23 protein-coding genes and 1 pseudogene are annotated in these 26,993 nt (G+C 31.3%); 7 read left to right on the top strand and 17 right to left on the bottom strand.

All coding sequences use genetic code 11. The features are described 5' to 3' along the window. The first annotated feature begins 1 nt into the window (after position 1). Positions 2-1,555 carry a glycine betaine ABC transporter substrate-binding protein gene (locus tag E0E45_RS17345; RefSeq protein WP_197730064.1) on the top strand — a complete coding sequence of 518 codons (1,554 nt, stop codon included), beginning with the start codon at positions 2-4 and terminating at the stop codon, positions 1,553-1,555. A gap of 59 nt (positions 1,556-1,614) precedes the next feature. Here the strand turns inward: E0E45_RS17345 and E0E45_RS17340 are convergent, their stop codons facing one another. Beyond that, positions 1,615-3,054, bottom strand: a complete 1,440-nt coding sequence (locus E0E45_RS17340) for a PLP-dependent aminotransferase family protein (RefSeq protein WP_130892287.1) — start codon at positions 3,052-3,054, stop codon at positions 1,615-1,617. A 185-nt stretch (positions 3,055-3,239) separates the two neighbouring features. On the opposite strand from E0E45_RS17340, the gene megL reads away from it, so the two are divergent. Both megL and E0E45_RS17330 read left to right on the top strand, forming a co-directional pair. Then, positions 3,240-4,427 (top strand): methionine gamma-lyase, encoded by a 1,188-nt coding sequence (gene megL / locus E0E45_RS17335; RefSeq protein ID WP_130892286.1) that lies wholly within the window; start codon positions 3,240-3,242, stop codon positions 4,425-4,427. A 20-nt stretch (positions 4,428-4,447) separates the two neighbouring features. Next, a complete protein-coding gene (locus E0E45_RS17330; protein WP_130892285.1) occupies positions 4,448-5,791 on the top strand; it encodes a Na+/H+ antiporter NhaC family protein in 1,344 nt (447 codons plus the stop codon). Between the two features lie 179 nt (positions 5,792-5,970). Here E0E45_RS17330 and E0E45_RS17325 read toward each other — a convergent pair whose 3' ends face one another. Beyond that, positions 5,971-6,324 (bottom strand): MliC family protein, encoded by a 354-nt coding sequence (locus E0E45_RS17325; RefSeq protein ID WP_130892284.1) that lies wholly within the window; start codon positions 6,322-6,324, stop codon positions 5,971-5,973. A gap of 345 nt (positions 6,325-6,669) precedes the next feature. On the opposite strand from E0E45_RS17325, the gene E0E45_RS17320 reads away from it, so the two are divergent. From E0E45_RS17320 to dapD, 4 genes are read left to right on the top strand one after another with little or no spacing between them, the layout of a single operon-like run. Further along, positions 6,670-7,875 carry an aspartate kinase gene (locus E0E45_RS17320; protein WP_130892283.1) on the top strand — a complete coding sequence of 402 codons (1,206 nt, stop codon included), beginning with the start codon at positions 6,670-6,672 and terminating at the stop codon, positions 7,873-7,875. 10 nt (positions 7,876-7,885) lie between these two features. Further along, positions 7,886-8,773 carry a 4-hydroxy-tetrahydrodipicolinate synthase gene (dapA, locus tag E0E45_RS17315; protein ID WP_130891437.1) on the top strand — a complete coding sequence of 296 codons (888 nt, stop codon included), beginning with the start codon at positions 7,886-7,888 and terminating at the stop codon, positions 8,771-8,773. Beyond that, on the top strand, positions 8,764-9,477 hold the full coding sequence (dapB, locus tag E0E45_RS17310) for a 4-hydroxy-tetrahydrodipicolinate reductase (RefSeq protein WP_130892282.1): 714 nt from the start codon (positions 8,764-8,766) through the stop codon (positions 9,475-9,477). The genes dapA and dapB overlap by 10 nt, the downstream gene beginning before the upstream one ends. Beyond that, on the top strand, positions 9,474-10,178 hold the full coding sequence (dapD, locus tag E0E45_RS17305; RefSeq protein ID WP_130892281.1) for a 2,3,4,5-tetrahydropyridine-2,6-dicarboxylate N-acetyltransferase: 705 nt from the start codon (positions 9,474-9,476) through the stop codon (positions 10,176-10,178). The genes dapB and dapD overlap by 4 nt, the downstream gene beginning before the upstream one ends. Positions 10,179-10,423: 245 nt before the next feature. Here dapD and E0E45_RS17300 read toward each other — a convergent pair whose 3' ends face one another. From E0E45_RS17300 to E0E45_RS17230, 15 genes and pseudogenes are all read right to left on the bottom strand, one after another. After that, positions 10,424-10,786, bottom strand: coding sequence for an adhesion protein FadA (locus E0E45_RS17300; protein WP_130892280.1), 363 nt, complete (start codon positions 10,784-10,786; stop codon positions 10,424-10,426). 12 nt (positions 10,787-10,798) lie between these two features. Then, positions 10,799-11,227 (bottom strand): hypothetical protein, encoded by a 429-nt coding sequence (locus tag E0E45_RS17295; RefSeq protein ID WP_130890428.1) that lies wholly within the window; start codon positions 11,225-11,227, stop codon positions 10,799-10,801. Between the two features lie 47 nt (positions 11,228-11,274). Further along, positions 11,275-11,718, bottom strand: coding sequence for a hypothetical protein (locus E0E45_RS17290; protein WP_232044149.1), 444 nt, complete (start codon positions 11,716-11,718; stop codon positions 11,275-11,277). Positions 11,719-11,790: 72 nt separating this feature from the next. Beyond that, complete coding sequence (locus E0E45_RS17285; protein ID WP_130892279.1) at positions 11,791-21,951, bottom strand: autotransporter-associated N-terminal domain-containing protein; 10,161 nt, start codon at positions 21,949-21,951, stop codon at positions 11,791-11,793. A 13-nt stretch (positions 21,952-21,964) separates the two neighbouring features. Beyond that, positions 21,965-22,546 carry a hypothetical protein gene (locus tag E0E45_RS17280; protein WP_130892278.1) on the bottom strand — a complete coding sequence of 194 codons (582 nt, stop codon included), beginning with the start codon at positions 22,544-22,546 and terminating at the stop codon, positions 21,965-21,967. Positions 22,547-22,652: 106 nt separating this feature from the next. Beyond that, a complete protein-coding gene (locus E0E45_RS17275) occupies positions 22,653-23,039 on the bottom strand; it encodes an adhesion protein FadA (protein ID WP_130890431.1) in 387 nt (128 codons plus the stop codon). Positions 23,040-23,070: 31 nt separating this feature from the next. Beyond that, positions 23,071-23,391 carry an adhesion protein FadA gene (locus E0E45_RS17270; protein ID WP_232044148.1) on the bottom strand — a complete coding sequence of 107 codons (321 nt, stop codon included), beginning with the start codon at positions 23,389-23,391 and terminating at the stop codon, positions 23,071-23,073. A 76-nt stretch (positions 23,392-23,467) separates the two neighbouring features. Further along, positions 23,468-23,968 (bottom strand): hypothetical protein, encoded by a 501-nt coding sequence (locus E0E45_RS17265; protein WP_130892277.1) that lies wholly within the window; start codon positions 23,966-23,968, stop codon positions 23,468-23,470. A gap of 18 nt (positions 23,969-23,986) precedes the next feature. Continuing rightward, entirely contained in the window at positions 23,987-24,181 is a 195-nt protein-coding gene (locus E0E45_RS17980) for a hypothetical protein (protein WP_232044147.1), read from the bottom strand. Positions 24,182-24,614: 433 nt separating this feature from the next. After that, complete coding sequence (locus tag E0E45_RS17750) at positions 24,615-24,764, bottom strand: hypothetical protein (protein ID WP_172604213.1); 150 nt, start codon at positions 24,762-24,764, stop codon at positions 24,615-24,617. A 52-nt stretch (positions 24,765-24,816) separates the two neighbouring features. After that, positions 24,817-24,936 (bottom strand): annotated as a pseudogene (locus tag E0E45_RS17255) (HU family DNA-binding protein); the annotation flags it as partial. Positions 24,937-25,149: 213 nt separating this feature from the next. Then, the gene (locus tag E0E45_RS17250) at positions 25,150-25,443 is read right to left on the bottom strand and encodes an HU family DNA-binding protein (RefSeq protein WP_130892276.1); all 294 of its coding nucleotides are present in this window, start codon (positions 25,441-25,443) and stop codon (positions 25,150-25,152) included. 402 nt (positions 25,444-25,845) lie between these two features. Next, a complete protein-coding gene (locus tag E0E45_RS17245; RefSeq protein WP_130890796.1) occupies positions 25,846-26,091 on the bottom strand; it encodes a hypothetical protein in 246 nt (81 codons plus the stop codon). A 205-nt stretch (positions 26,092-26,296) separates the two neighbouring features. Continuing rightward, positions 26,297-26,614: a hypothetical protein gene (locus E0E45_RS17235; RefSeq protein ID WP_130892274.1), complete on the bottom strand. Its 318-nt coding sequence runs from the start codon at positions 26,612-26,614 to the stop codon at positions 26,297-26,299. Positions 26,615-26,727: 113 nt separating this feature from the next. Beyond that, positions 26,728-26,967 carry a helix-turn-helix domain-containing protein gene (locus E0E45_RS17230; protein WP_130891016.1) on the bottom strand — a complete coding sequence of 80 codons (240 nt, stop codon included), beginning with the start codon at positions 26,965-26,967 and terminating at the stop codon, positions 26,728-26,730. Positions 26,968-26,993 lie beyond the last annotated feature (26 nt).

Genomic DNA, 26,993 nt, shown 5'->3' with positions numbered 1-26,993 from the left:
TATGATTAGGAGAGCAGATGTTATTGAAAGACTTTTAGAACATATATCTATGACAACAATGTCTGTATTGATTTCTTTACTTATAGGTATACCACTTGGTATAATTATAACTAAAAATAAACTTTTAGCTAGCATAATCATTGGAATAGCCAATTTATTACAATCTATTCCTTGTATTGCTCTCTTAGCTTTTTCTGTTCCGTTTGTTGGTATTGGAGAAAAACCAGCTATTTTAATGGTTATCATTTATGCTTTACTTCCAATCATAAAAAATACATATACAGGTTTAAAAAGCATTGATTCAAAAACATTAGAATCTGCTTATGGAATTGGTCTATCTTCATTAGAGATATTATTTAAGATAGAACTCCCAATAGCAGCCTCATTTATCATGGCTGGAATAAGGATATCTGCTGTTGCAGCTGTTGGAACTATGACTATAGCAGCATTTGCTGGAGCTGGGGGCTTGGGATGGTTTATCAATATGGGACTAATAGGCTTAAATATAAATATGGTTCTTTTAGGTGCTATTCCAGCTTCTATCTTAGCTCTTTTAATAGATTATATATTAGCTAATCTTGAAGCGATAATAACTCCAGAAGGTCTAAAACCAGTCGAAGAAATAAACAAACTTACTAAACATCAATTGTTCATAAAAAAAATTATTATTTGTTCTATCTCTTTTATTATATTTTTTATTCCTCTAAGTATAAATTTAAATAAATATTTTGAAAAAGATGAAAGAATAATAACAATAGGAACAACTAATTTTACTGAAGTATTTACTTTAGGATATATTTATAGTGAATTGATAGAAAAAAATACTGATATAAAAGTCATCAAAAGATTTAATCTAAATGGAGCCGATTTTGCTTTTGCTGCACTTAAAAATGATGAAATTGATATTTTTGTAGAATATACTGGAACTATTTTAGCTAACTTTCTTAAAAAACCTATTGTTTCTGATCCAGAAACAGTATACCAAACAGCATATGATGGTCTTTTGAAAAATTTTAATGTTCTTATTTCAAAACCTATTGGATTTAATAATACTTATGTGATGAGTACAACTGAAAACACTGCTAGAAAATATAAATTAAAAAATCTTTCTGATCTTGTAAATATTTCAAATATATTGACTTTAGGTTGCACTTCTGAATTTATTCAACGAGAAGATGGGTTGTTAGGCATGGAAAAAAAATTAGGAATAAATTTTAAAGAAGTGAAAAATCTTGGTGCAACAGTTAGATATCAGGCAATTGCTAATGATGAAGTAGATGTTATTGATGCTTTTTCTACTGATGCTCTTTTGAAAAAATTATCATTAGTTCCTTTAAAGGATGATCTCGGATTTTTTCCTCCTTTCTATGCTGTAAATTTAATGAAAATTGATCTTTTTAAAAAATATCCTGAATTAAAACTTTTGTTTTCAAAATTAGATGGTTTAATTAGTGATGAGGATATGCGAGCTATGAATTATATGGTAGATGTTGAAGGAAAAGATCCTAAAGATGTAGCTCATGAATTTTTATTAAAAAATAATCTTATTCCTTAAAATAAAAATCTCTTCTGATTTTATAAAAGATATTATCAGAAGAGATTTTCTCTTTATTTTTATACTTTTTTTCCTGTAATCTTCTTTGCTCCTTCACAATTTATGAGAACATTTTCCATTATTTTTATCCCTGTTTCAATCTCTTCCATAGTTGTAGATAAAAAACTTATTCTTATCTTACAGGAATTTCTTTTATTATAATAAAATATACTTCCTGGTAATATAGAAAGTCCTCTCAATTTACATTTATAATAAAATTTTTCTCCATCAATATAGTCCGCCAGCTCTACCCAAATAAAAAAACCACCTCTTGGTATATTCAATATTTTTATATGTGGTATTTTTAAAAGTAAAGAAAGCATTTTTTGAAATTTAGCTGCCAGTATTTTTTTAGATTCTTCTAAATGCCTGTCAAGATGACCTTCTGTTATAAAATATTCTAATATTTTCTGATTTAATCCTGGTGTATTGGGATCAAGTCCATATTTTATCAACACAAACTTCTCCATAAATTTTCTTGGAGGAATCATAAAAGCTAAAGCTATTCCAGGCATAAACATCTTTGAATATGTTCTTATGTATATAACTCTTTCCTCTCCACTTTTATCCATACTTTTTATTGAATATACTTTATTATCATCATAATAAAATTCGCAAAAACAATCATCCTCTATTATATAAAAATCATATTCTTCTGCTAGTTGAATAAGTCTTTTTTTCTTCTCATCTGACCATACTATTCCTGTTGGATTTTGAAAATTGGATATTACATAAACCATATGTATCTTTTCTTTTTTTATCATCTCTTCAAATTTTTCCATATCCCATCCATCATTTTCAATATCCATTGTCTTGATGTTACATACATCACCTAAAAAATTTATTGCATTTGGATAGGTAGGATTGGATATAACTATTGTTTTTACAGGATGACATCCAAAAGCTTTAACCACTATATCTAAAGACTGTTGTGTTCCAGATGTTATAATTATATCTTCTCTCTCTACAAAAATATCATCTTTTTCAAGATAATCAGCCAAAGCATCCCTTAAACTAGTTAATCCCTGTACATTTTGATACCCAAACAGCTCCTTTCCACAATCTCTTATTGCTTTTTCAGAAAGTTTCTGATACACTTCTACTGGAAAGAAATCTTTTGATGGAGTTCCATTGGAAAAAATTATTTCAGGAAGTTCATTCTGTTGTCCATATCTGAAGCTTTCCATAATAGGAATGACTTTATCACTAATAGTAAAATCTGAATGCTCTTTTACAAAGCATCCCTTTCCTTTTATTGAGTATATATATCCATTTTCTTCAAGCATTCTGTAAACCCTTAAAACTGTATTGATATTCACATCAAACTTGATAACTGTCTGTCTTACAGAATAAAATTTTGAATCAGGTTTCATTTTTTTTGTAATTATTTCAGCTTTTAATAATTCATACAGTTGAGTATAAAAATTAGTTCCTATATTCCTAATTATTTTCTCATTCATAATAATATTTTCCTCCCATTTTGAGGTATTCTAAAAGTATTTTATTCAAAGTGTCATAAGACACTTTTGAAGTCAAATGTTTGATTTTTCTTATATTATATAATAAAATCGTATTATAACAAAGCGTTTTATTCTTATATTATATATTTAAAACATATACTTAACGTTTTTAAGGAGGAATTATTATGGAAAACAAAAAAGCTGGATTTGGAACTGTAAGTATTCATGGAGGTAGCTGTAAAAATCCTTATGGTACATTAGCTGTACCTATATTTCAAACTTCTACTTTCGTATTTGACTCAGCAGAACAAGGTGGGAAAAGATTTGCATTAGAAGAACCAGGATACATCTATTCAAGACTTGGAAACCCTACTACTACTGTATTAGAAGATAAAATAGCACAATTAGAGCATGGAGAAGCAGCTGTTGCTACATCTTCTGGTATGGGAGCTATTTCTTCTGTTATGTGGACTATATTAAAAGCTGGAGATCATATTATCTCTGACAAAACACTTTATGGATGTACTTTTGCATTCTTTAATCATGGATTATCAAGATTTGGAATTGAAGTAAGTTTTGTTGATACTGCAGATGCTGAAGCTGTTAAAAAAGCTATGAAGCCTAACACTAGAGCTGTTTATTTAGAAACTCCAGCAAATCCTAACTTGAAAATAGTTGATATAAAAGCAATAGCTGAGGTAGCTCATACTAATCCAAATACACTAGTTATTGTTGATAATACATTCTCTACTCCTTACTGCCAAAGACCTATTGAATTAGGAGCTGATATAGTTGTTCACTCAGCTACAAAATATTTAAATGGACATGGAGATGTTATTGCAGGTATTGTTATTTCTAGAAAAGATTTAATTGATCAAATAAGATTAGTTGGGATAAAAGATATGACAGGATCAGTTTTAGGACCTATGGAAGCATATTTAATAATCAGAGGAATGAAAACTCTTGAAGTAAGAATGAAAAAACATTGTGAAAATGCTATGAAAGTTGCTGAATTCCTAGCAGCTCATAATAAAGTTGCTGAAGTTTACTTCCCTGGACTAAAATCTCATCCAGGTCATGAAATTGCAGCAAAACAAATGGACGCTTTTGGTGGAATCATGTCTTTTGAACTAAAAGGTGGATTTGAAGCTGGAAAGATTCTTCTAAATAATTTAAAACTATGTTCTTTGGCTGTATCTCTTGGAGACACTGAAACTCTAATTCAACATCCTGCTTCTATGACTCACTCTCCTTATACTAAAGAAGAAAGAATGGAAGCTGGAATAACTGATGGATTAGTAAGATTATCTGTTGGTCTTGAAAATATTGAAGACATTATTGCAGATTTGGAATACGGTCTCAGCAAAATATAGAGATATAATGGGAGGTCTATATGGAGAACAAATCTAAACCAAGTTTTATAGGATTAATTCCCCTTCTAATATTTGTTGTCATCTATCTTGGAACAGGTATTGTGCTTCAAATGAAGGGTGTAGCAATGGCATTCTATCAATTACCTTCACCAGTTGCTGTTTTTGTAGGTATTATCTTTGCCTTCATATTATTTAAAGGAACTATCACAGAAAAATTTGATACTTTTCTTGAAGGATGTGGACATCAAGATATAATTACAATGTGTATAATTTATTTACTTGCAGGAGCATTTGCAGGTGTATCTAAAGCCATGGGTGGAGTAGATGCTACTGTAAATATGGGACTTACATATATCCCTGCTCATTATATTGCAGCAGGATTATTCATAATAGCTTCTTTTATATCTACTGCTACTGGTACTTCTGTAGGAGCTATAGTTTCTATCACTCCTATTGCAGTCGGACTAGCTGAAAAAAGTGGAGTTCCACTTCCTTTGATTTTAGCTGCTGTTATGGGTGGAGCTATGTTTGGAGATAATCTTTCTGTTATATCAGATACAACTATTGCAGCTACAAAAACTCAAGGTGTAGAAATGAGAGATAAATTTAGAGTTAACTTATATATAGCTGCTCCAGCTGCTATTATTACAATTATTCTTCTCTTAATATTTGGAAAGCCAGATCATATTCCTCACATAGAAGTTCTTACATATAATTTCTTGAAAGTACTTCCATATCTTGTAGTCCTTATTTTAGCTATTACAGGACTAAATGTTTTTGTTGTTCTTACTAGTGGTATATTCCTTTCAGGAATAATTGGATTGGCTCATGGAGATTTTACTTTACTTTCTTTAACAAATGAAATATACAGTGGTTTTCTAGGTATGAATGAAATATTCCTTCTTTCATTGCTAACTGGAGGTCTGGCTGCTATGTCTACAAAGGCTGGCGGTATCCAATGGCTGATTGAACAGATACAAAAAATAATAGTTGGCAAGAAAAGTGCTAAAATTGGTGTTGGCCTATTAGTTGCAGTAACAGATATGGCAGTTGCTAATAATACTGTTGCTATAATTATAAATGGTTCTATTGCTAAAAGAATATGTCAAAAATATAATGTTGATCTTAGAGAAAGTGCTGCTATATTGGATATCTTCTCTTGTATATTCCAGGGACTTATCCCTTATGGAGCTCAAATGCTTATTCTTCTAGGATTTACAGCTGGTAAAGTTTCTCCACTAGATGTGATTCCTTTATTATGGTATCAACTTCTGTTATTTATATTCACAGCTATATTTATATTCTTCTCTATCAATGAAAAAATTATTGCTAGATTAGATAAAAATAAAGTAAAAGCTAATTAAATATCAATATGTATAAATGGGGTGAAATTAATTTCACCCCATTGTATCATATGTATATCAATGAAGGTTTAATGTCATACTGTTTTTAATACTGTGGTTCAGTTGGCACCCCAAATGCTTCTATTTATTTTCTAATTTTTACTGATAACCAACAAATATATTATGGTATTTTATATTTTTTATTCTTCTACAGTTAAATTAATATCTTTTCCATCTAGTGACAAAATACCTTCTTTTCCTTTAAAATGTACTTCTATCTCGTTATTTTTTGAAACAAGTCTAACTCCTGAACCACTTACAGCTTCTACCATTTCTATTTTCTTATTTCCAATTGTCAATATTCCTGTTTCAAAATAGTTTGAAGATTCTAAAGTTACTATTTCTTTATTATCTTCTCTTTTAAAAGTTACTAATTCTTTTTCATTTGCTGGAATATTCTGTTCGATTTTAATTTTTTCTTCTTTTTTTTCAACCTCTTTTCCACATCCTACAATAACTAATATCATTCCTAAAATTATAAAACTTTTTTTCATACTATCCTCCTAAAATCAGTTATATAAGTATTTATTATATAACATATTTACATAAAATTTTCAATATATAAAATTAAAATAATTTTTATAATATTTTATATACTTTTTTTATTATTACGAATATATTTTTATGAAATTATCATCTATATTTAAATAATGATTATACAGATACAAAGTTGAAATTCTATTTATATGAATAATTTTTATTTAATAAATCTAATATTTTATTAATAATTTAGAATTTTTAATGAATATTATTTATTTAAATTTGATTGCTATATTTATCTTTTATTTTAATATAAAATTAAATAAAGTTAACAAAAATACTTTAAAAGGAGATTTTTTATGAGAGTAGTATTAAAGTATGGTGGTTCAAGTGTAGCAACAATAGAAAAGATAAAAGCGATTTCTGGGTATATCAGTAAGTTGAAGAAGGAAAAGTATGATGAAATCGTTGTTGTTGCTTCAGCAATGGGAAAGACAACAGATGCTTTAATAAAGATGGCTAATGAAATTTCTTCAAATCCTGATCAGAGAGAGCTTGATTCTCTCTTGTCAACTGGGGAACAACAAACAGTGACGCTTCTAGCTATAGCATTGAATGCTGAAGGAGAAAAGGCAGTATCACTTACAGGTTCTCAAGCAAATGTAAAAACTATGGGGATACATACAAAGAGTAAGATAAAAAGTATAGATGTAGAGAGAATAGAGAGTCACCTGAAAGATGGGAAAGTAGTCATAGTAACTGGATTTCAGGGAGTTAATGAAGATGGAGATATAACAACTCTGGGAAGAGGGGGATCAGACACAAGTGCAGTGGCTCTGGCAGCTGCTTTAGGATGTGAATGCAAAATATATACAGATGTGGAAGGGATATACAGTGTAGACCCTAGAAGATATAAAGATGCAAAATTACTGGATAAGATTTCATATGAGGAGATGATGGAGATGGCGCACCTTGGTGCAGGAGTAATGGAAACAAGAGCAGTGGAATTAGGAAAAAAGTTTAATATACCAATTTTTGTGGGAAGAAGTTTAAGCGAAACAGGAGGAACATATATCATGGAAAAAGATAGTGCTTTAGAAGAAAAATTAGTAACTGGACTTAGTATAGCAAATGAAATAATTGTAACAACAATCTCAAATATAGATTATTCAGCAGAGAAGATAGCAGAGATATTTTCAACAATAAATAATTGCGGACTGAATATAAATATGATTACTCAAAATATAAGCAGAGACAGAAAGACAGATATATCATTCAGCTGTACTTTAGGAGAAAAATATCTGCTGGATCAGGTAGTGAAACAGATAAGAAGCAGATATCCAGAAATTGAGATAGAATATCAGGATAATCTAGGAATGATATCAGTGGTAGGAATTGGAATGATAAATAATTCTGAAATTGCAGGAAGATTTTTTTCAGCATTGAGCAGTGCTGGAGTAGAGTTCTATCAAGTAACTACTTCTGAAATAAGTATATCATGCAGTATAGACAGAAATTTAATAAACAGAGCTGTAGAATCAGCTGCTATAGAATTTGGACTTTAGGAGGAAACAAATGGAATTGTTCACAGGATCGGGAGTTGCCCTCATAACTCCCTTTGATGAAAATGGTGAGGTAAATTACTCAAGACTTAGAGAAATACTTGAATTTCATGTTATAAATCATACAGATGCAATAATAGTAACTGGGACTACTGGGGAAGGAAGTACTCTCAATGACGAAGAAAAAATTTCAGTAATAGAATTTACAGTCAATATAATAAATAATAGAATACCTGTAATAGCAGGAACAGGGTCAAATGATACCAGACATGCTGCAGAATTTAGCAAAAGAGTAGAAAGATTAGGAGTAGATGGACTTTTAGTAGTTACTCCTTACTATAACAAAGGAAATGAAAACGGAATATATGAACACTACAAAGCAATAGCAGAAGGAGTTAAAATTCCTATAATAATGTATAATGTTCCTTCAAGAACAGGGGTAAATTTATCTATACAGCTTTTGAAAAGACTGGCACAGATAGAAAATATTACAGCTCTGAAAGAAGCCAGTGGAAATATATCATATGTTGCAGAGGTAGCAAGAGAAGTTCCAGAGCTTGATATCTATTCTGGAAATGATGACATGGTAGTACCAGTTCTTTCCTTAGGAGGAAAGGGAGTCATTTCTGTATCAGCTAATATAATTCCTGATATAAGTCATGATATGACAGTTTCATTTCTAAAGGGAGATGTAAAAAAAGCTAGAGAATTACAACTGAAATATAATGATCTTGTAAATGCTCTCTTTCTTGAAACAAATCCAGCTCCAATAAAAGAAGCTATGAACTTTCTTGGATATGAAGTGGGGAACTGCAGACTTCCTCTAGGAGTAATGGAGGAGGCAAATAGAAGAAAACTTACAGATATTTTAATAGCTCATGAGGTGACAGGATGGAAATAATAATACATGGAACTGGAGCAATGGGAAGACTCCTTAAAGAAATAGCAGAAGGTTATGAAGATATAAAGATAACTGGTTTTGCAGATGAATTAACTGATGAAACAGGAGATATAATAATAGACTTTTCTCATTATTCAAGGTTGGATGCTCTTTTAGATTATTCAAAGAATAAAAGAATTCCTCTGATTGTAGCTACTACTGGATATTCAAATGAAACAATGAGGAAAATAGAAGAAACTGTAAAGGAAATACCTGTACTTCTATCTTCAAATATGTCTTTAGGAGTAAATCTTTTAAACGATATTCTTGAAAGAATAGTTCCAGTACTCTATGAAAATTATGATATAGAAGTAATAGAAAAACATCATAATAAAAAAGTAGATTCTCCAAGTGGCACAGCTAAAACTTTAGTTGAAACCATAGAAAGGAGCTGTACTGAAGAGATGAGAGAACAGTATGGTAGAGAAGGAAACAGTAAAAGAGAGAGAAATGAGATAGGAATTCATTCTTTGAGAGGGGGAACTATTGTTGGAGAACATTCAGTTCTTTTCTGTGGAGAAGATGAAATTATAGAGATAAAACATACAGCAATGTCTAAAAAGATATTTGCCATGGGAGCTTTAAAAGCAGCTAGGTTTCTTGTTGGAAAAGAAGCTGGGCTATATACTATGAAAGATATTTTTAAAAATCAGGAGGAAAGATGACAAATTTAAATACAGCAGAAGAGATAATAGCCTTTATAAGAAATTCACAGAAAAGGACCCCAGTAAAAGCATATATAAATGGAAATATAGAGAATTTAGAAACTACAGCGCAAGTCTTTAGAGGAAATGGTTCATATATTTTGATTGGAGAATCAGATGAAATAAATAGAGTCTTAGAAGTATATACAGCTGATATAACAGATTATTATATTGAAAATGACAGAAGAAATTCAGGAGTGCCAACTTTAGACTATAGAAATATAAATGCAAGAATAGAGCCAGGAGCAGTAATAAGAGATAAAGTAGCTATAGGAAATAATGCAGTTATCATGATGGGAGCAGTAATAAATATAGGAGCTATTATTGGAGATGGAACTATGATAGATATGGGAGCAGTTCTTGGTGGAAGAGCAACAGTTGGAAAAAACTGCCATATAGGAGCAGGAGCAGTTCTTGCAGGAGTAGTAGAACCTCCTTCAGCTAAACCTGTAGTGATAGAAGATGGTGTTCTTGTAGGAGCTAATGCTGTAATCATAGAAGGAGTAAGAATAGGAACAGGAGCAGTTGTTGGAGCAGGGGCAGTAGTCCTTGAAGATGTACCAGCTGGAGCAGTAGTTACAGGGAACCCAGCCAGAATAATAAAAAATGTAGATGAAAAAACATTAAGAAAGACACAGTTAGTAGATGATTTGAGAAAATAGGAGGAAAGGATAGAGAAGAATTTATAGAGAACTCCAAATTATGTATGAAGATCATTTTTGGGAATAAATGAGATTAAGAATATGAAAAGAACACTCTCTTTGAGAGTGTCCTTGACAAAGAAAAAAATCTGTTTTATACTATTTCAATTACAAAATATTAATACTTTAAAATTTTCCATCATATAAAGTTATGATTTATAGTTTTTTCACACTCTCCTTGTTTTCTTCAATCATAGTATTGTTTTTTATTTTATTGCCTCAAATATACTAATTATTTCTTCCTGTTTTTTCATATCTGCTTCTAGTTCTTTTTTAGCCTGTCCATATTTTTTTGCTAATTCTTGATATTGTGCTTTATAAAATCTATTCTCTTTTACACTTTGAATTATTTTTTCCTTTTCTACTATTTCTGAATATACTTTTCTTTGTGAAGCTAGTGTTCTCTCTGCTTCTTCTGCTTCAGCTTTTCTTTGATTGTACATTGCTTTTTCTTCTGCCTCTAATTTTTGAAGATTGAGTTCAAGCTGTTCCAGTGTTGACATTACATCTGTTGCTGAATATGATATTGCTGATACTGCTAATATACATCCTATTAACATCTTTTTCATTTTCTTTCCCCCTTATTTGTTCTCTTCTTTTTTCTTTGGATCTTCTACCTTTATATATTCTTTTAAAGTATCATTTATTTTATATTTTTCTACTAATTCATTTATTACTTTTACCTTTTCTTCACCTAGTTTTTGATTAAATAATGCCTGTTGAAGTTGTGGATATACTTCTACTGTATTCTTATCTTTTAATATTTCTGTATTATTTTTATATACTTCTAATAACTCGTAATCATATATTTTTACTGTTTTCTGCGCTATTGAATTAAGATAGAATTCTATCTCCATATTAAGTTTCATTTCCTCAAGATACTTTTTTTCCTCTTCTGTATATTCTTTCTTTTCCATTTCTGCAAGGATGGCCTTTCTTACTAAAAGCTGTGCAATAGCATCCTTATTTTCTCCTAAAGTTTCCAATTCTTTTTTTGTTAATTTAATCATTGTTATCTCCTCCAATATGTTATATTTTTATTTTCTTATTTTTTAATTTATTTTTCTTCTGTTATTTCATCATTCTCTACCAATGTATATGGAATATTTTCTAGTACTTCTTTTAATTGTTCATTATTTAACTTTAGTCTTTTTAAAATAACTTTTGAATTTTTCATATAAATGCTTATAAGTCCAGTACTGTTTTCTAAAACTTTTTCCAGTAGAATTACTACATTTGCTTCTTCTTTACTTTCAACTGAATTTAAATATTTTAATTCTAAATATCTTTTATTTAATATTTCTCCTCTTAACCAGTAAATATTTCCTAAAAATTTATAATAAAATTTTATTCCTTTCTGTTTTTTTAATTTCCTTACTGAGATATAGTTTCTTATAAAATTTAAAAGGCAAATAAGGAAAATGAGGAAAAATAAAACTACTGCTATCAAGTAAGTTCTGTTGCATGTCATTAAAAATTCTATAATCTTCTCTTTATCCATAGTATTTATTTCCCCTTTTTGTTATTTTTAAGTATGAGACCATTTTTCAATGATCTCATACTATTTTAATTACTAGAATTTGTAATTGAATCTTACTCCATATTTTACTGATGAATCTTCTCTGTTTCCTTCATCTGCTGCCTCTACTTCAAATGTTACTCCCATATAGTTGGCTTTCTCCACTGTTAGTCCTACTTTTCCTATCAGTTTTCCTTCTCTTTCATCTGGAGTAATCAAGCTGTAGTATCCTTCTCCTCCATTTTTTAGTCTTGCTTTGTTTCCATCATAGTTATCTCCAAGTTCATATGCATACTTTACATCTGCTGTTACTTTTACTGATACATCATTTCCTGCATAGATTCTTTGGGATGCTTTCACTCCTGCTCCCAGTTGTGCGCTTAAGTAGTCATTATCTTTAATCTGTACTTCAAGTCCGCCATTGCTTCCTGCGCTTTCTGTAAAACCATCTACTTTTCCATACTCTAAATCTAAATCTGCATATATATCCAATTCCCTTGATAAATCTGTATAGATAACTTTTGTTATTCTGTTATCAAGTGCTACAGAGTAAGTATTGTACTCTCCCTTATTCTCAAATGTTTCATGAAGGTTAAGCTTTCTCTCAGCTATATGTCTGTTATATCCTAGTTCTATTCTTGACAGCCATGATACTTTATGTTCTTCACTTAGATTTTTAACTCTATGTACTCCTGCTCTCAATGAATACACATCCTCTTTTGAATCATTTTCAAATTCAAATTTCGATCCTGTAAATCCTAGTGTATATCCGTATTTGCTTCCATACTCTGTTCCTTCTTTTTCTTTCATGTAAAGAAGACCCATTATCTTGTAATCATAATCTTCTATTCCTAAAGTTGGATCTTTGTAGTCTCCATCAGTATAGATTACACTATACTTACTGCTGTCTTTAGTTAGATTGTATGATGATTCAAGCTCATAGAAAGAGTTATCAAATGCTCTGTTGATATCCTGCATTCTTCCTTGAATAGTTGAATAGATGTCTCCTCTTGTTTCTGCAAGTTTTCTAGATGTTTCTCCTTCAAATTGATCTGCAGAAAGTCCTTCCAAGTATGCATTCAATCCTTTTAATATCTCTGCATCTTTTCCTATTCCTCCACTGTTAGCAAGAATATTATCAAGTCCTTTATCCAGTGCATCAAACTGCTCTCCTATTGTCAAATCAGCATATGGTCTTTTTGCAATAACAAGATCTCCTTTATCTGTAACTTTTGCAATAAATAGAGGTGATGTTACTGGTGTAAGTTTTGTTCCTGTTATTGTTCCCATTGCTGTATTTACAAAACCTTCAATTTTATATGTAATTCCATTTCCTGTCAGCGCAAAGTTTGGAAGGATATTTACTTCTCCACTTACACTTTGAGCATTAAATAAAGGTACTCCTGTTGTTACATCTACATATGCTCCATTTACTTCTATAGCACCTGCTGTTGTAAGTGTTCCTCCAATACCTACATATTTATCATTAATAATTACATCTCCATTTGATTCTATTTTGATACTTCCTACTTCTGCACTTCCTACACCTGTGTTTCCAACATCTGTTCCTGTTCCTGTAACCTTGATAGTTCCTTGATTTATAATATGTCCTGCACCCTCTATTCCTATTCCATTTGTTACATTTATAACTCCATTATTTGTAAGAGTTGCACCTACTCCTACTACCATTCCTGAACCTATCCCTACATTAATGATTCCTGTGCTGCCATTAATTATTGATGCTCCTGAGTATGCTGCCATTCCTACTGTTGTTGCTCCATAAATACCAGCTGTACTTCCTAAATTTATAGTACCTTCATTCTCAGCTACAGCTTCATTTTGTACAAGAATTCCTACTCCACCTTTATCAACAGAGATAGTTGCTCCAAGCACATTTGTAATCTTTGTTCCAATTCCGCTTCCATAAATACCTACTGAAAAATCATGCTCTACATTTATATCTCCAGTATTATTTACTGTAGTTCCATTTGTTACATATATCCCTACTGAATTTAGATGGTTTTTAGTATTATTTGGATCTCCTTTTGTATCTGTTTCTCCTACAGTTATTGTTCCATCATTATTTACTGTATTTGCTCCACTTGAATAGATTCCTACTGCTGACATTCCTAATGTCATATCTGCTTTATTGTTAATTGTTACTGACTGTACTACTTTCTGTTCTGTATTTTGCTTTACAAAGATTCCATATCCATTATTTCCTACAGTCCAGTTATTTCCTATTGTAGTTGTTATAGTTCCTGTTCCATTCAGTTTATAGATTCCTACTGAACCTGTGTCTTTTTCTCCAGTTCCTTTCCCTGTTATAGTCATAGCTCCATCATATGTTACATTTCCATTTCCTTCGCTTACAATACCTATACTTGTATTTGCGCCAACACTCATGTTTCCTGTTACATCTGTATTCATTCCTTTGGCATATACTCCTATAGAATTATTATTTCCAAGACCTATTGTTGTCATTGATAAAATGATATTCCCAGTTCCAGAACCATAGATACCTACTCCATTATCTCCTACAGTCATAGCTGTTCCACTTTGACTAATATTTCCAGTCATATTTGTTCCATAGATTCCTATACTGTTATTTCCTACTGCAAGATCCCCAGTAATTCCTGTATATGAACCTCCTTTTAAAGAAACTCCTATTGATGAATCTGTAAGTGAACTAGCTGTACCAACTGATATATCTCCAGCTACATTAATTGTACTATTTTCTCCATATATACCAATATTGCTGTCTCCATCTGCTGCTGTAATTCCTCCTGATGTTACAGAACCTCCTTTTACCATCACTCCTACTTGATTACTTCCAGAAGTTCCAATATTAATTCCAGCAGTTGTAGTTCCTGTTGTTCTGTCTAATACTGTTCCTATTGAATAACTTCCTGCTTGTGTTACTGTTGGCAATGATGCTATTGCTCCTGCATCCTCATAATAGACTCCCACAGAATATTTTGCTGGATCAGTACCTGTTTCTGCAATTCCACTTTGAACTATAATATTTGTTCCTGTAAATTGTGAACCTGTTCCTTTTACATATGCTCCTATTCCACCATTCTTAGCTGTTATTGTTGAACCTGTACCACTTACACTTCCTCCTACTACTATTCCTATTTGATTATCTGCTGTGATATTTCCTGTGAAACTTATTGAAGTACCTACAGAAGAATACATATATATTCCATCTGTTCCTACTATGATTTTAGAGGCATCTACATTCGATACTTGACTTGTTCCCTCTGCATATATTCCAATTCCACCTTTTCCAGCTGTAATTTTTGTTATTCCTGTTAAATTTAAGTTAGAATTTTTGGCTACTATTCCTATTGCACTCTTACCTGTACTTGAATCTCCCACTGTAATACTTCCAGATATTGTAGAAGCTGTTCCTGTTGCCATTACTCCTATGCTTTCATCTCCTAGAGTAATAGTTCCTGCATTTATATTTGAAGCAACTCCCTCAAGAACTAATCCTGTATTTCCTTTTCCTCCTGTTGAAGTTATGTTATTTGCAGTAAGTCCACCTGTTGCTCCTTTGATATATACTCCTATTCCATTATCTCCTGTCATAGTCATATTATCATTCTTCACTGCTTTTCCACTGTCAGCAGCATATATTCCTATTCCATCTGTTCCTACTTCAACAGTTCCTGTACTATTTATCTCTGCTATATTTGTATATATTCCTATAGAAGAGTCCCCTCCACTTGATTTTCCACTAACTGTAATAGTTCCAGCATTATTTATTGTTATGACTCCTGATGGAGTACTACTTCCTTTTATAGCTGCAATTCCTTTTCCTCCTGATTCAGCTTTAATGTTTCCTATGTTAGTTATACTTTTATTTGTTGTAGTTGTATTATCATATGAACCAAGAAGTGCTGTTCCTCCTTCACCTATAGTTAAATTTCCAGATGAAGTTAAATCTCCATTTACAGTTGCTGCCAGTGATCCTGAACCTGTTACAGTTATGTTATTTCCTAATGTAAGGGTTCCTCCATCGTTATATACTCCTGTTCCTCCACCAGTTCCAAAATTAAATGTAAGATTCCCTGTTGTTCCAAGGTTAGCTGTTCCTCCACTTGTTACATACACTCCTACTGCTCCGTTGCTTATATTAAATGATGAATTATTACTATCTAAAGTAGTTCCAGTTGTTACATATATTCCTACTGCTCCTGTTCCTGCAGTTGTTATAGTTCCACCAAAGTTAAGAGTTGTTCCTGATGTTCCTTGTAGATATATACCTACTCCATCTTTTGCATTTACAGTTACATTATTTACATTATATGTACCTTGTTTTGAACTATCAAATAGTATTCCTACTGATGTTCCTCCATTTTTATTGCCAGTTGTTATGTCAGCACCTGCAAAAGTTACATCATTATCCAGTATGTATACTCCAACTGAATCCTGTCCTGTTTTGATATTTCCTGAAATTACTGAAGTACCTTCAGCTACAACTCCTATTGCCCCTTCAGAAGTTGATGTATCTACTTCAAAATCTATTTGAGCATTTTCTCCAAATACTCCTACTCCTCCTGAAGCTATCTCTAAAGTTCCTGTATTAGTTACAGTTCCAGCTGTTGTATCTTTCAGATATATTCCAACTTTATCTGATTTGATAGTTCCTCCAGTTCCATCAAAACTATTTCCTGAATCTTCTATATATACTCCTGTTCCTGTTGTTGCAGTAATTTTTCCTTTATTTATTCCCTTACTTGTTCCTGTACCTGCTATATACATTCCAAGATTAGCTCCAACTTTTATTTCTTTTCCTGTTGCATTTTCTATTGTTGCTGTTTCTCCTGTAACAGCTTGAGCTACCATTCCTACTGATGTTCCTGATGCTCCAGTTAAATCTATAGTTCCAGCATTTGTTCCTGTTCCTTTTCCAGCATATATTCCTATATTATTAACACCACTCATTGTAATAGTTCCATTTGAAGTTAGAGTTGATTCTCCTCCTACATATGAGGCTATATTATCAGAAGTTGCTGATGTTATATTTTTACTATTTTCAAGAATTATTCCATCTGCTGCATATATTCCTACACCATTTTTTCCTGTAAGCTCAATCTCAGATCCATTTGTTACAGGTCCAGAGGCAATTCCGTTACTGTAATACACTCCTATATTATTATCATCTGAAGAATTATTTACAGTAATTAATCCTCCAGTTGCATATGCACCATCTGTAAGGTACATTCCTGTTCCTTTTTTTCTTGTATTAGCATCACCCATATTTAGAGTAAGTCCTGTATCATTATCTATAAATACAGCCCCTCCACTTCCATATACTCCTATTGCTCCTGATGTTGTACTTCCTGTCGCTGTAACAGTTCCTTTTATTGTAGAACCTCCATCAATAAATACCCCTGTAGTTTTATCTCCTTCTGCTTTTACTTTTACAGTTAAATCATTATTTCCTTTAGAATAAATTCCTATTGCTCCATTTAAAACTGCAAGATTTCCTACTCCATTAAATGTACTTCCTGCTCCAGCATTTTCTAGATATATTCCTACTGTTTTATTTCCAAGTGTTGTTGGAGTTCCCATTCCATTTACTGTTACTGTTTTACCATCAGTAATTTCTACAGCAGAATCTTTTCCATATACATAGATATTTTTATTTTCATTATTATTTTCAAAATTTACATCACTCTTAAAGTTTACTTTTGCACCTTCTGCATAAACTCCTATACTTGAGTTATGAGTAGAGAAATTTATATTATCTCCAGTTATTTCAGCTGTTGCTTCAGATTTAACATAGATTCCTGTAGCTCCATTTACATCCAGATTAATTGTTCCTGTATTCGATACTTTACCTTTAGCTCCATCTGCATACATTCCTATTTGAGAAGAATGGTTAATATTAATTATTCCATTACCTGTTTCATTGGCAATAGATGTATCTTTACCATACATTCCTATTGCATTTTCTTTTGCTCCAAGTTCAATTGTTCCTTTGTTTGTTCCTGTTCTGCTTTCTGCTGCTCCTTCATCTGTCTTTGCAACAAAAATACCTATTCCTTCTGTTCCAACTGTTAAAGTTCCAGAAGAAGTAACATCCATATCTTGTACATATATAGCTGTTCCTTTTACAAAATTTGAGGCATTTATATCTAAGTCTATATCTTGGCTGTCACTTCCAGTTGATGAACCTTTATAGAAAATACCTGTTTTCCCATTAATATCCACTGTATTTTCTTTGCTTTCTAAAGTAACAGTAGAAGCTGCAATAGTTGATGTTCCATCAACCATTACTCCTATTCCATCTGAACCAAGATTTAATGTCCCAAGTTTTGTAACATTACTTCCTTCTGTTGCATAGATAGCTACTCCGCCACTTCCTACTGTTATATTTCCTTTATTTGCAATTGTAGCTTTCTTTCCATAGATTCCTATAGCTGCAGTAAAATTATCTGAATCTCCTACTGTTATTGTTCCTAAAGTATCATTAGTTACTACATTATCTGCAGCTGCTCTGCCAGTGTTGTTATTGTTAGCATAGATTCCTATTGTTCCTATTCCATCAAGAGCAATATTTCCTGTATTTGTAATAGTTACTTTTCCTTGTCCTATTGCATCATCACCATACTCAGCTCCTACTACTGTTGTTCCTGTTTCACTAGAAGTTTCTCTATATGCCATTCCTAGAATACCTATAGACTGACTTCCTCCTACTTCAATAGTTCCTCTATTTGTTACTTCACTTCCATTTACTGCATAGACTCCTACTGCTCCAGCATTTTCTGCATTACTAGTTTCTTTTTCAACTTTTATTGAACTACTTCCATCTACTTCTACAATTCCATAGTTTATATAGGCACCTATTGCTCCTGAGCCTTCTCCAATTCTATCAGCAGTAATAGTTGAACTAACTAATTTTATTGCTGCTTCTGTATTAGTAACTGCATTGCTGCTTGAATTCATTTCCAATCCAACTACTTGGTCATTATATTTTCCTGCCTGTTCATTATTAAGAACTGCAGAAATTCTACTTCCTGTTGCAGTTGCTACAAGTCTTTGTCCTAAGAATCTATTATAGTAGAAGTTTCCATCTTTTTTATCTTGAGATTCTCCTTCTGCTCCTGTTCCTGTTTTATCCAAATCTCCAATGGCAATCGTTCCTCCATCTACTGCTGCTGTCTTATATTTATCAAATGGTTTATTATTTTCATCTCTTTCAACAACTATAAGATCATCAAGATTTACTCCTCCTAAAGCTCCTCCAAGAGATGTAGTTATACTAGCTTCCAAATTATTTGTATTTAATCCTGTTGCATTTTTTAAATTAAATACAACAACATCATTAGATTCTACACATATTCTTGAATTCTGATCTAATTTGATTGGAGAGGTTGCTCCCAGATTAAGATCAAATGCTGTGGAACTTCCACCAAGTATTACTGTTGCACCTCTTAAATCTATTTTTCCATTCCCATCTGAATAAACTGCATATCCTGAGCCATTAAATTCTACTTTTCCACCTGATAAATCTATATTAGAGTTTAGTCCTATAGAGGCTACTGCTGTTGAACCATCAGTTACTTTTATATAGTTATTTTCAGCATTAATAACTCCACCATCTGCTGCCATTAATCCAAATCCAACATATCTCACTGCATCATCTAATTTTGATCCTGTTATATTTATATTGGCTTCACCAGGTAATGAACCTCTATCTATTGTAATAGTCGTTCCAGCTCCTTTTGCAAAGGCAGCTCCTGTATCTTTTCCATTTAAAGTTGTTGGATTTGCTCCTACTTTTGAAATAACATTTAATTCATTTGCTATAATCTTAGCTCCGCTTTCTCCATAAATAACTACTGAATCTATTGTATTTGCTGTTATATTATCTACATTTATTGTATGAGAATTCTTTCCATAAACCGCTTTATTTTTTTCTCCTTCAACTCGTATTTCTCCAGTTATACTAGTAGAGCTAGCAGTATCCCCATAAACCCCTATATTATTTGTTCCTTCTTTTGATAATACTATATTTCCTGTATGAGTAACTGCCCCTGTTGATTGATTTGCTATTCCAATGTTATCATTTCCACCAGATATATTAATTGCTCCATTAGAGGCTAAAGTTTCTACTTTATTTACAAGACCAAAATTTGTAATTCCAGCAGATATATTCAGTTCTAATCCATTTAAAATAAGAGCATTATTGCTAATTACTCCTATATTATTTGTCCCACCTGTTATATTATAAATATTTGTATTTATGGTTTGAGAAGAATAATTCCCTACATACCCTACATTTTTACTTCCAGATGATATATCAACTTTAATTACTGAATTTACATTTAAATTATTATTAGCTCCATTATTTTGATAAACTCCTATATTTTCTGTTCCATTAGATGATATTATTATAGGATTTTGTAAATCTAAATACCCATTATTTATCCCTTGTTTTCCAAAGAAACCTATATTATTATTACCTGATTTTATCTCTATTTTTCCACTATTTTCAAAGTTATGTACATGTGCATAGGAATTAGATGCACTAGTATTTTTAACATTTTTTTCAGCTAACATTACAAAGTTATTATTACCATTTATTTCTATTTTCCCAGTTCCATAATTTGTAGCAATATATAATCTATTCATGGCATCTCCATCATTTGGATAAGCAAATACAGCATTTTTATTTCCATTTATAACTGTTGTTCCTGTATGTAAAATCATTGGATTTCTTCCATTAATTGAGTGACCTTGCAGCCCTACACCAACCATTGTATTTCCATTTATAGTTAATTCACCGTTCAAAGCTAACATCTGATATCCTTTATCCTCAAACCATGGATGTGCCCCTTTATATTTATTCACTAATTTTTGAGCTTGATCTTTTTCTGCTTGTGAAGCCTCTGTTATCGCACTAATAGATGCAGCTGCATTATCTCCATGAGGATCAAAATGAATAAATTGTCTCAAAGCATTTCCGCTATCTGGACGAGCTGTAGCATTAATTGTTATCTTGGTCTCCTTTCCAAAACTTGAATATCTGCTACCTACAATTCTATACATTCCAGCTTTACCACTTCCAACATTTGTGGTTCCATATGTGACATCATCTACACTTACAGTATAACCACTTGCAGCAGTTGCTGTATATCCAGTAACTGATGCTGTAAAAGAGTCTGTTGAACTTGAACCTCCAGTTGTAAATATAAAATTTCCCTTTGTAGTTATCATTTGAGATATAAGTCCATTACTTCCATTAGTATTCCAAGCCCATGAACCATCACCATTTCCACTAGATGGAGAGGTTAAATTGGGGATAATTATAGTAGGCACAGTAATCCCTGCTACTGTTGGCGCTTCTGGTGCTATAGGTGCTGTTATTGCTGTTGGAATGAAACCTCCAGGTGTTGCTGGTGCACTTACTGTTATATTTTTCTCTGTTGGTTCTACTGGTGTTTCTGCTTTTGGTGGTGTTACTTCTATCTTACCAACTGCTCCAGGTGTAGCCACTGATACTGTCACTCCTGGTGGTGCTGTTATTGTCACTCCTGGTGGTGCTGTTATTGATCCTCCTCCACTTACTGTTGGACCAACTGTTGATGGTAATCCTCCTAGTGTTATTGTTGGTGCTGATACATTTACTGATACATTTGGATTAATTTCTGGAAGTACTGGTTCCACTGGTTTAATATTTGCTCCTACTTCTATTGTTTCTCTAAATACCTCAGTATCTACAGCCACTCCATTTCCTGCCATCAATTTATCTTTTCCTATGTTTCCTGTAGATTTTAATATACTTCTTCCACTTCTTGTTCCATAATGCTTGTTTATTGCATCTATTGTTTCTGAAAACTCTTTTTCTGTTACATCTTTCATTTTTCCACTATCTAAATGCTGATAGCTGAAAAAAACTTGCGTACTGTTGAATAAAGGCTTAGAGTAAAAATCTCCCTTTCTCACTAATTCCACAAAGTTTGAATTATATTCTTTTATTAATCTCTCATTTTCTGCTATTTTTCTCTTTATTTCTTCCCGCTCTGTTTGTATTCTGCTTAAAAGATCTCCCTTACTTTCCTGTATCTCCTCTGCTGTTATTTCTGCTCCTAATGATATTCCTCCTGTTATCATGAAAGCTATCAAAAGAGCAAGAGAATAACTCACTTTTCTTTTTAGAAATCTTTTTAGAGATTTTTCAATATCGCCTTTTCTCATATATCTTTCCCCCTTAGTTTCCTATTCTTATTTTTTGTTCCATCTTATCTAGTCTGCTCAAGTATTCATTAAGCTTCTCATTTTCATGTAATAGAAGTTCAATCTCACTGTTATTAGAATCAAATTCATCATATACTTCATCATATTTCTGACTTAAGAATACTCTTTTTTCATTTGGATTTATTCCTATTGCTTCTTCTAATTTCATGATTTCTTCTTCCTCTTCCCTTAAGAATGCCATTCTGTCTTTACCTATTTTTAGCGCTTCTTTTGCTGATGCCATTCTTGCTTCAGGTGTATTCTCACTTCTAAATACTTTTTCCTCAAGTGATTCATTCTGATTTCTTCTTATATCTTCAATTATTTTTTTCCCTTTTCTCTCTTCTTCCTTTGCAGCAGCAATTCTTGCTTTCTCAGCTTCTTCCTCTGCCTTCTTTGCATCTTCAATAGCTTTCTGTTTTGCCCTTTCCTCTGCCTTTATCTCTCTTCTTATCTCTTCCAAAACTTTCATTCCTTCTTTTGCGCTTATTTCCTGCGCATAAAGACTTGTTCCTAATATAGACAAAAGAAAAATGCCTGCAATTATTTTTTTCATAAATCCTCCCTCTGTTTCTTTATTATTGATTAGTTTTTTATAAAGCTTTTATAAAAAATAAAGGCATTGTGAAATAAGAGCACAATACCTTTTCAATACTTAATGTTTATCTTAAACTTTTTAATTGGTTAAATTCGAATACTTTTCTCTCTTCTATTTTTACCTGTTTATCTATATCGCTTACAAATACTTGGTATTGTTTTAATATTTTTTTTACTTCTTCATTGTAAATACTTTTTCCTTCCATATTCATAAGCATTTGAGTTCTTTCATTACTCTTCCCTTTTAATGTCGTTAATAAATTCAAATTCTCCTGTGCTGTTTTTGCTATCATTTCTTCCTGCTTGAATCTCTCATTTTCCTTCTGCTCCAACATCTTCAGTTCTGCCTCAAGTTGTGAGAATTTACTGTCTAATGTCATATCTGCTGCTGCTAGATTTGCTGATATTAATATTGCGCCTAATCCCAATAATATACTTTTTTTAATTTGCATAATTCTTTCTCCTTTGATTTAAAATATTTTTTTATTTACTTTTATTTGTTTTTAATGCTTCTAATTGTCTAAATCTATTAATTATATTTTCTTGCTCTTTCATTTGTGCTTCTAAATCTTTTAAAGCTGCTTGATATTTTGATACAAGCTCTCCATATTGCTCTTTATAGAATTTCACATCTTTCATTTGATTTAATTTTGCTACTTTTTCTGATAATTGATTGTATATTTCTCTTTGTTTAGCCAAAGTTGATTGTGCTGCTTCTGCTATCTTTTTCTCTGTATTAAATTTTTCCTGCTCTTTTTGTATCAATAGATTGTATTCCTGTTCCAAACCTTTGAAACGCTTCAAGATTATCCACTTCTGCTCCCATCATTGATGCTGATAATACAATTGTTCCTAGTACTAATAGTTTTTCATAAATCCCTCAAAGTTTATTTTTATTAAGTTCTTCTAGTAAATTTAATTTCTCTATTATTTCTTTTCTTCTCTCTTCCCCTATATTCTTATTTCCAAGTTCTTTATTCATTTTATTCAACTCTTCAAACAATTCTTCTTTTGTCATTTTTTTAAGTCTTGCTTCCTCTTTCAGCTTCGCTTCTTCTCTCAATCTTTTTTCTTCTTTTATTCTTTCTTGTTCCCTTAATTTCTCCTGCTCTTTTAGCTTCTCTTGTGCTCTTATTTTTTCTTGTTCCTTTAACTTTTCTTCTTCCCTTGCTTTTTCTTGGGCTTTTAGTCTTTCCTGCTCTTTTATTTTTTCTTGTTCTCTTAACTTCTCTTGTTCTTTTAATTTATTCTTTTCCATTGCCAGGTTTAGTAATCTCTGCCTATTTTGATCCATATTTTCTGCACTTGCCCTGCTGTTTTGATTTGAACATCCTATCAATATTAAAGAAAGTAATAAAGAAGCTAACACTGCTTTTTTCATAGACATTTCCTCCATTTGCTAATTACTTTTATTTTCTTCTTCTACTTTTTCACTTTTTATTTTTTCTTCTTTTACTTCTTCTTTCATTATTTTTTCATCTTTTATGATTCCTTCTGCTTTTAAAATATCATTGAGTTTATATTTTTCAATCACAGAATTATAGTAATCTACTTGAGCTTTTGTAAATTTTTCATTTGCTAAATTCTGATACAAAAGTGGAAGTGTCTCTTCTAATGTCTTGCTGTTATATCTTTCTTTATTTTTCTCATAATAATCTTGTACTTCTTTATCTGTTACAGCAGTTTTTGATTTCAGTTCTCTCTCTACAAAGTAATTAACCTTTAGATTTTCCTGAGCCTTTTTATACTCTCTCTCTCTTCTGGTGTATATTGCGCATTATCAGCCTCTATCACTAATGCTTTATACACTAGTATTTTCATATTTCATCTTTATCCAGTTGTTTTTCTTTATCTGTTAAAGTTATTTTTCTTTTTTTTCACTGAAGTATCCTTAGTTGAATCACATCCCACCATTATCACTCCAAGTATAAAAACGCAAATAATTCTCTTAAATATTTTCATTGACATTTTCTATTTTTCTCCTTTTATGTGTACTTATTAATCTATCTTTCCTCTTATTTCATTCATTAGTTGTTCATTTTTTTTTGATATGTCATAGTTTTTGCCTCTTTCTCTTTAGATGTTTCCATATAGGCTTTTCTTCTCTGCTCTAGTATATATCTGGGATCATCTTTATTTATATTTTGACTTGAGCAACTTACAAAAAAATACAGCATGGTATAACTGACAAAATAAATTTCTTCATATTTCTTTCTCCTTTAATTAAAATTATTTAGACATTTCATTTATTTTCTTTATTATATTTTTAGCTATAACAAATTTTACTGTTTTAGGTGGAGTTATTGTCATTCTTTCTCTAGTTGCTGGATTACTTATTACTCTCTCCTTTTTTTTTGCAGTATTTTAAATTTTCCCTTTTTGTAATTTTACTTCTCCATCTTTTAATAGACCAATTTTAAAGTTTCAAAAAAACTTCTAAATCCATTCTAGCTTCTTTTAAATTTTTATTTCTCCATTGTGAGAAGTTTTTTTATATTCATTAACAAAACTTTTTTTTATTCATTAGCTTTCACATTCCTTTTCATTAAGCAGCTTTTTAAATCATCTCCAGCAGCAAATTTTATTATTTTTTTTTTTTTGTATCATTTTCTTTTCAAGCATATAACTGCTTTCCCCTTTCTTTTTAAATGGAAGAACAACTCTTCTTGGGTTAGTTTCTCTTAATTCAAACTTTCCAATTCCCTTAAAAATTACTTTTTTCTCTTTTAAAAGCGATTCTATAAGGGTTTCCCATATAGAATCTATTCTTCCTTTTGCTGCTTTCATTGATGAAATTTTTTCACCTTTTTCTCTATATAAATCTACATAGAGTCTTAAAAAATCTTTCTCCCTCATTTTTCACCCTCTCCATTATTATCTTTATTCCATGTTTTTAAAAGTGTTCTTCTTTATGTATAAATGCGAACCTTTTTAAGAAAAATTTCAAATTTTTAAATTAAAAGAACATTTATTTTCCTAATAAAAAATTTATTTTAATGAGTTATTTTTTTCTTAAAAATCTTAATGTTCATTATTTTTTGAAAAAAATACTGGTATAAAGAAAATTTTTTTAAAATAAACGTTATAGTTAATTTTGTATTTGAAAAATATTTTTGTAAGTGTTCGCATTTATACATAAAGAAGAACTATAAGAAAATCCCTCTTTATTTTTGTCATTCTTTATTTTATTTACCAAGTAAAATTTTTTGTAATATAAAAAAATACAGAGATTTTACTCTCTGCATTTTATTTTTTCTTTCAGCTTCTATTCTGTTTTATCAACTGCTCCTCTATCCTTGTCATTCTCTCTTCTATCCTGTTTATTCCATCTGCAAGGGTTTTTATATTTTCCTTTCTGAATTTCTCAGCAAAGATTCTTTCTTTCTCGCAGTCTGTTTTATCCACTTTCTTTTCAAAGAGTGAAAGGATATATTTGTGATAGGCCAGAAGAAATGTTATGATGGTTGTTACTATCTTGAAATATATTTCTCCATTCTCATTCACTTTTCTCCCCTTCCAGTTTTCCAAATACAGCTTCGTATATCTTGTCATCTATCTTGCTTTCAGTTCTTTCCACAAGTTCTCCCATAGCAGTTATCAAGATATTTTCCACTGTTTTAGTCCCCAGCCATTTGCAGATAAAGTATTTTAAGAATTTAAGTACTAGTGTTTTTATACTTGCTCCTCCTTTCCTGATTCCTAGCTTCTACTATGCTTCTGGTGTATTATTTTTTACATAGAAGCTGTATGCTGCAAGTAAACTTCTGTACTTCTCTATTGTTCCCAGTGAAGTTTTGTAAGACTTGATTTCTTTCTCTGCGCTTTCCTGCCAGTCAGTATATGATTCATATGCTGAATTTTCTGGGAATGCTGTTCCCGCCTCCACTAATTCTCCTATATGCTCAAGTGTTGCTGTAATGTCGTCTATATTTTTCAATATAGCTTTTTCTCTCTTGATTGCATTTTCTACCTTTACAATTTCCTTTTGTACCACTGTTAAAATTACTTGATTTTCTTCTGATGCCATTTTGTTACCTCCTATGTTTTTTGTTGTTTCCATAGGTATATGATACTCTGGATGACAGCAATTAACCAGTGACGAATTGTTACAATTTGTTACAAATTGTGAAGCTCTCAAAATTATTCCATCAAAAAGATCAAGCTCCTTGTATAAATTAAAATTTTATTTCCAATTCTTCTATTGAGAACTTCTCCTCCTTCCACTTTGTCATAAATAGTATTTTTATGTCTTTTAAAATACTTGGCTGCTTCCTCTATTGTTGCCCATTCTCCAAGTTGCTCCACCATTTTCTCTACCAGCAGTTTATCAAAATTTGAAAGACTTCCTAATTTTTGACACATATAATCTTCTCTAGTCATTTTGCACTTCTCCTTTTAGGTTTATA

It is taken from the genome of Fusobacterium ulcerans ATCC 49185 (assembly GCF_900683735.1).
In the GTDB taxonomy this organism is placed as follows: domain Bacteria; phylum Fusobacteriota; class Fusobacteriia; order Fusobacteriales; family Fusobacteriaceae; genus Fusobacterium_A; species Fusobacterium_A ulcerans_A.
Note: the sequence above shows the minus strand (reverse complement) of the source record. Positions and strands in the feature narration are given on the sequence as shown.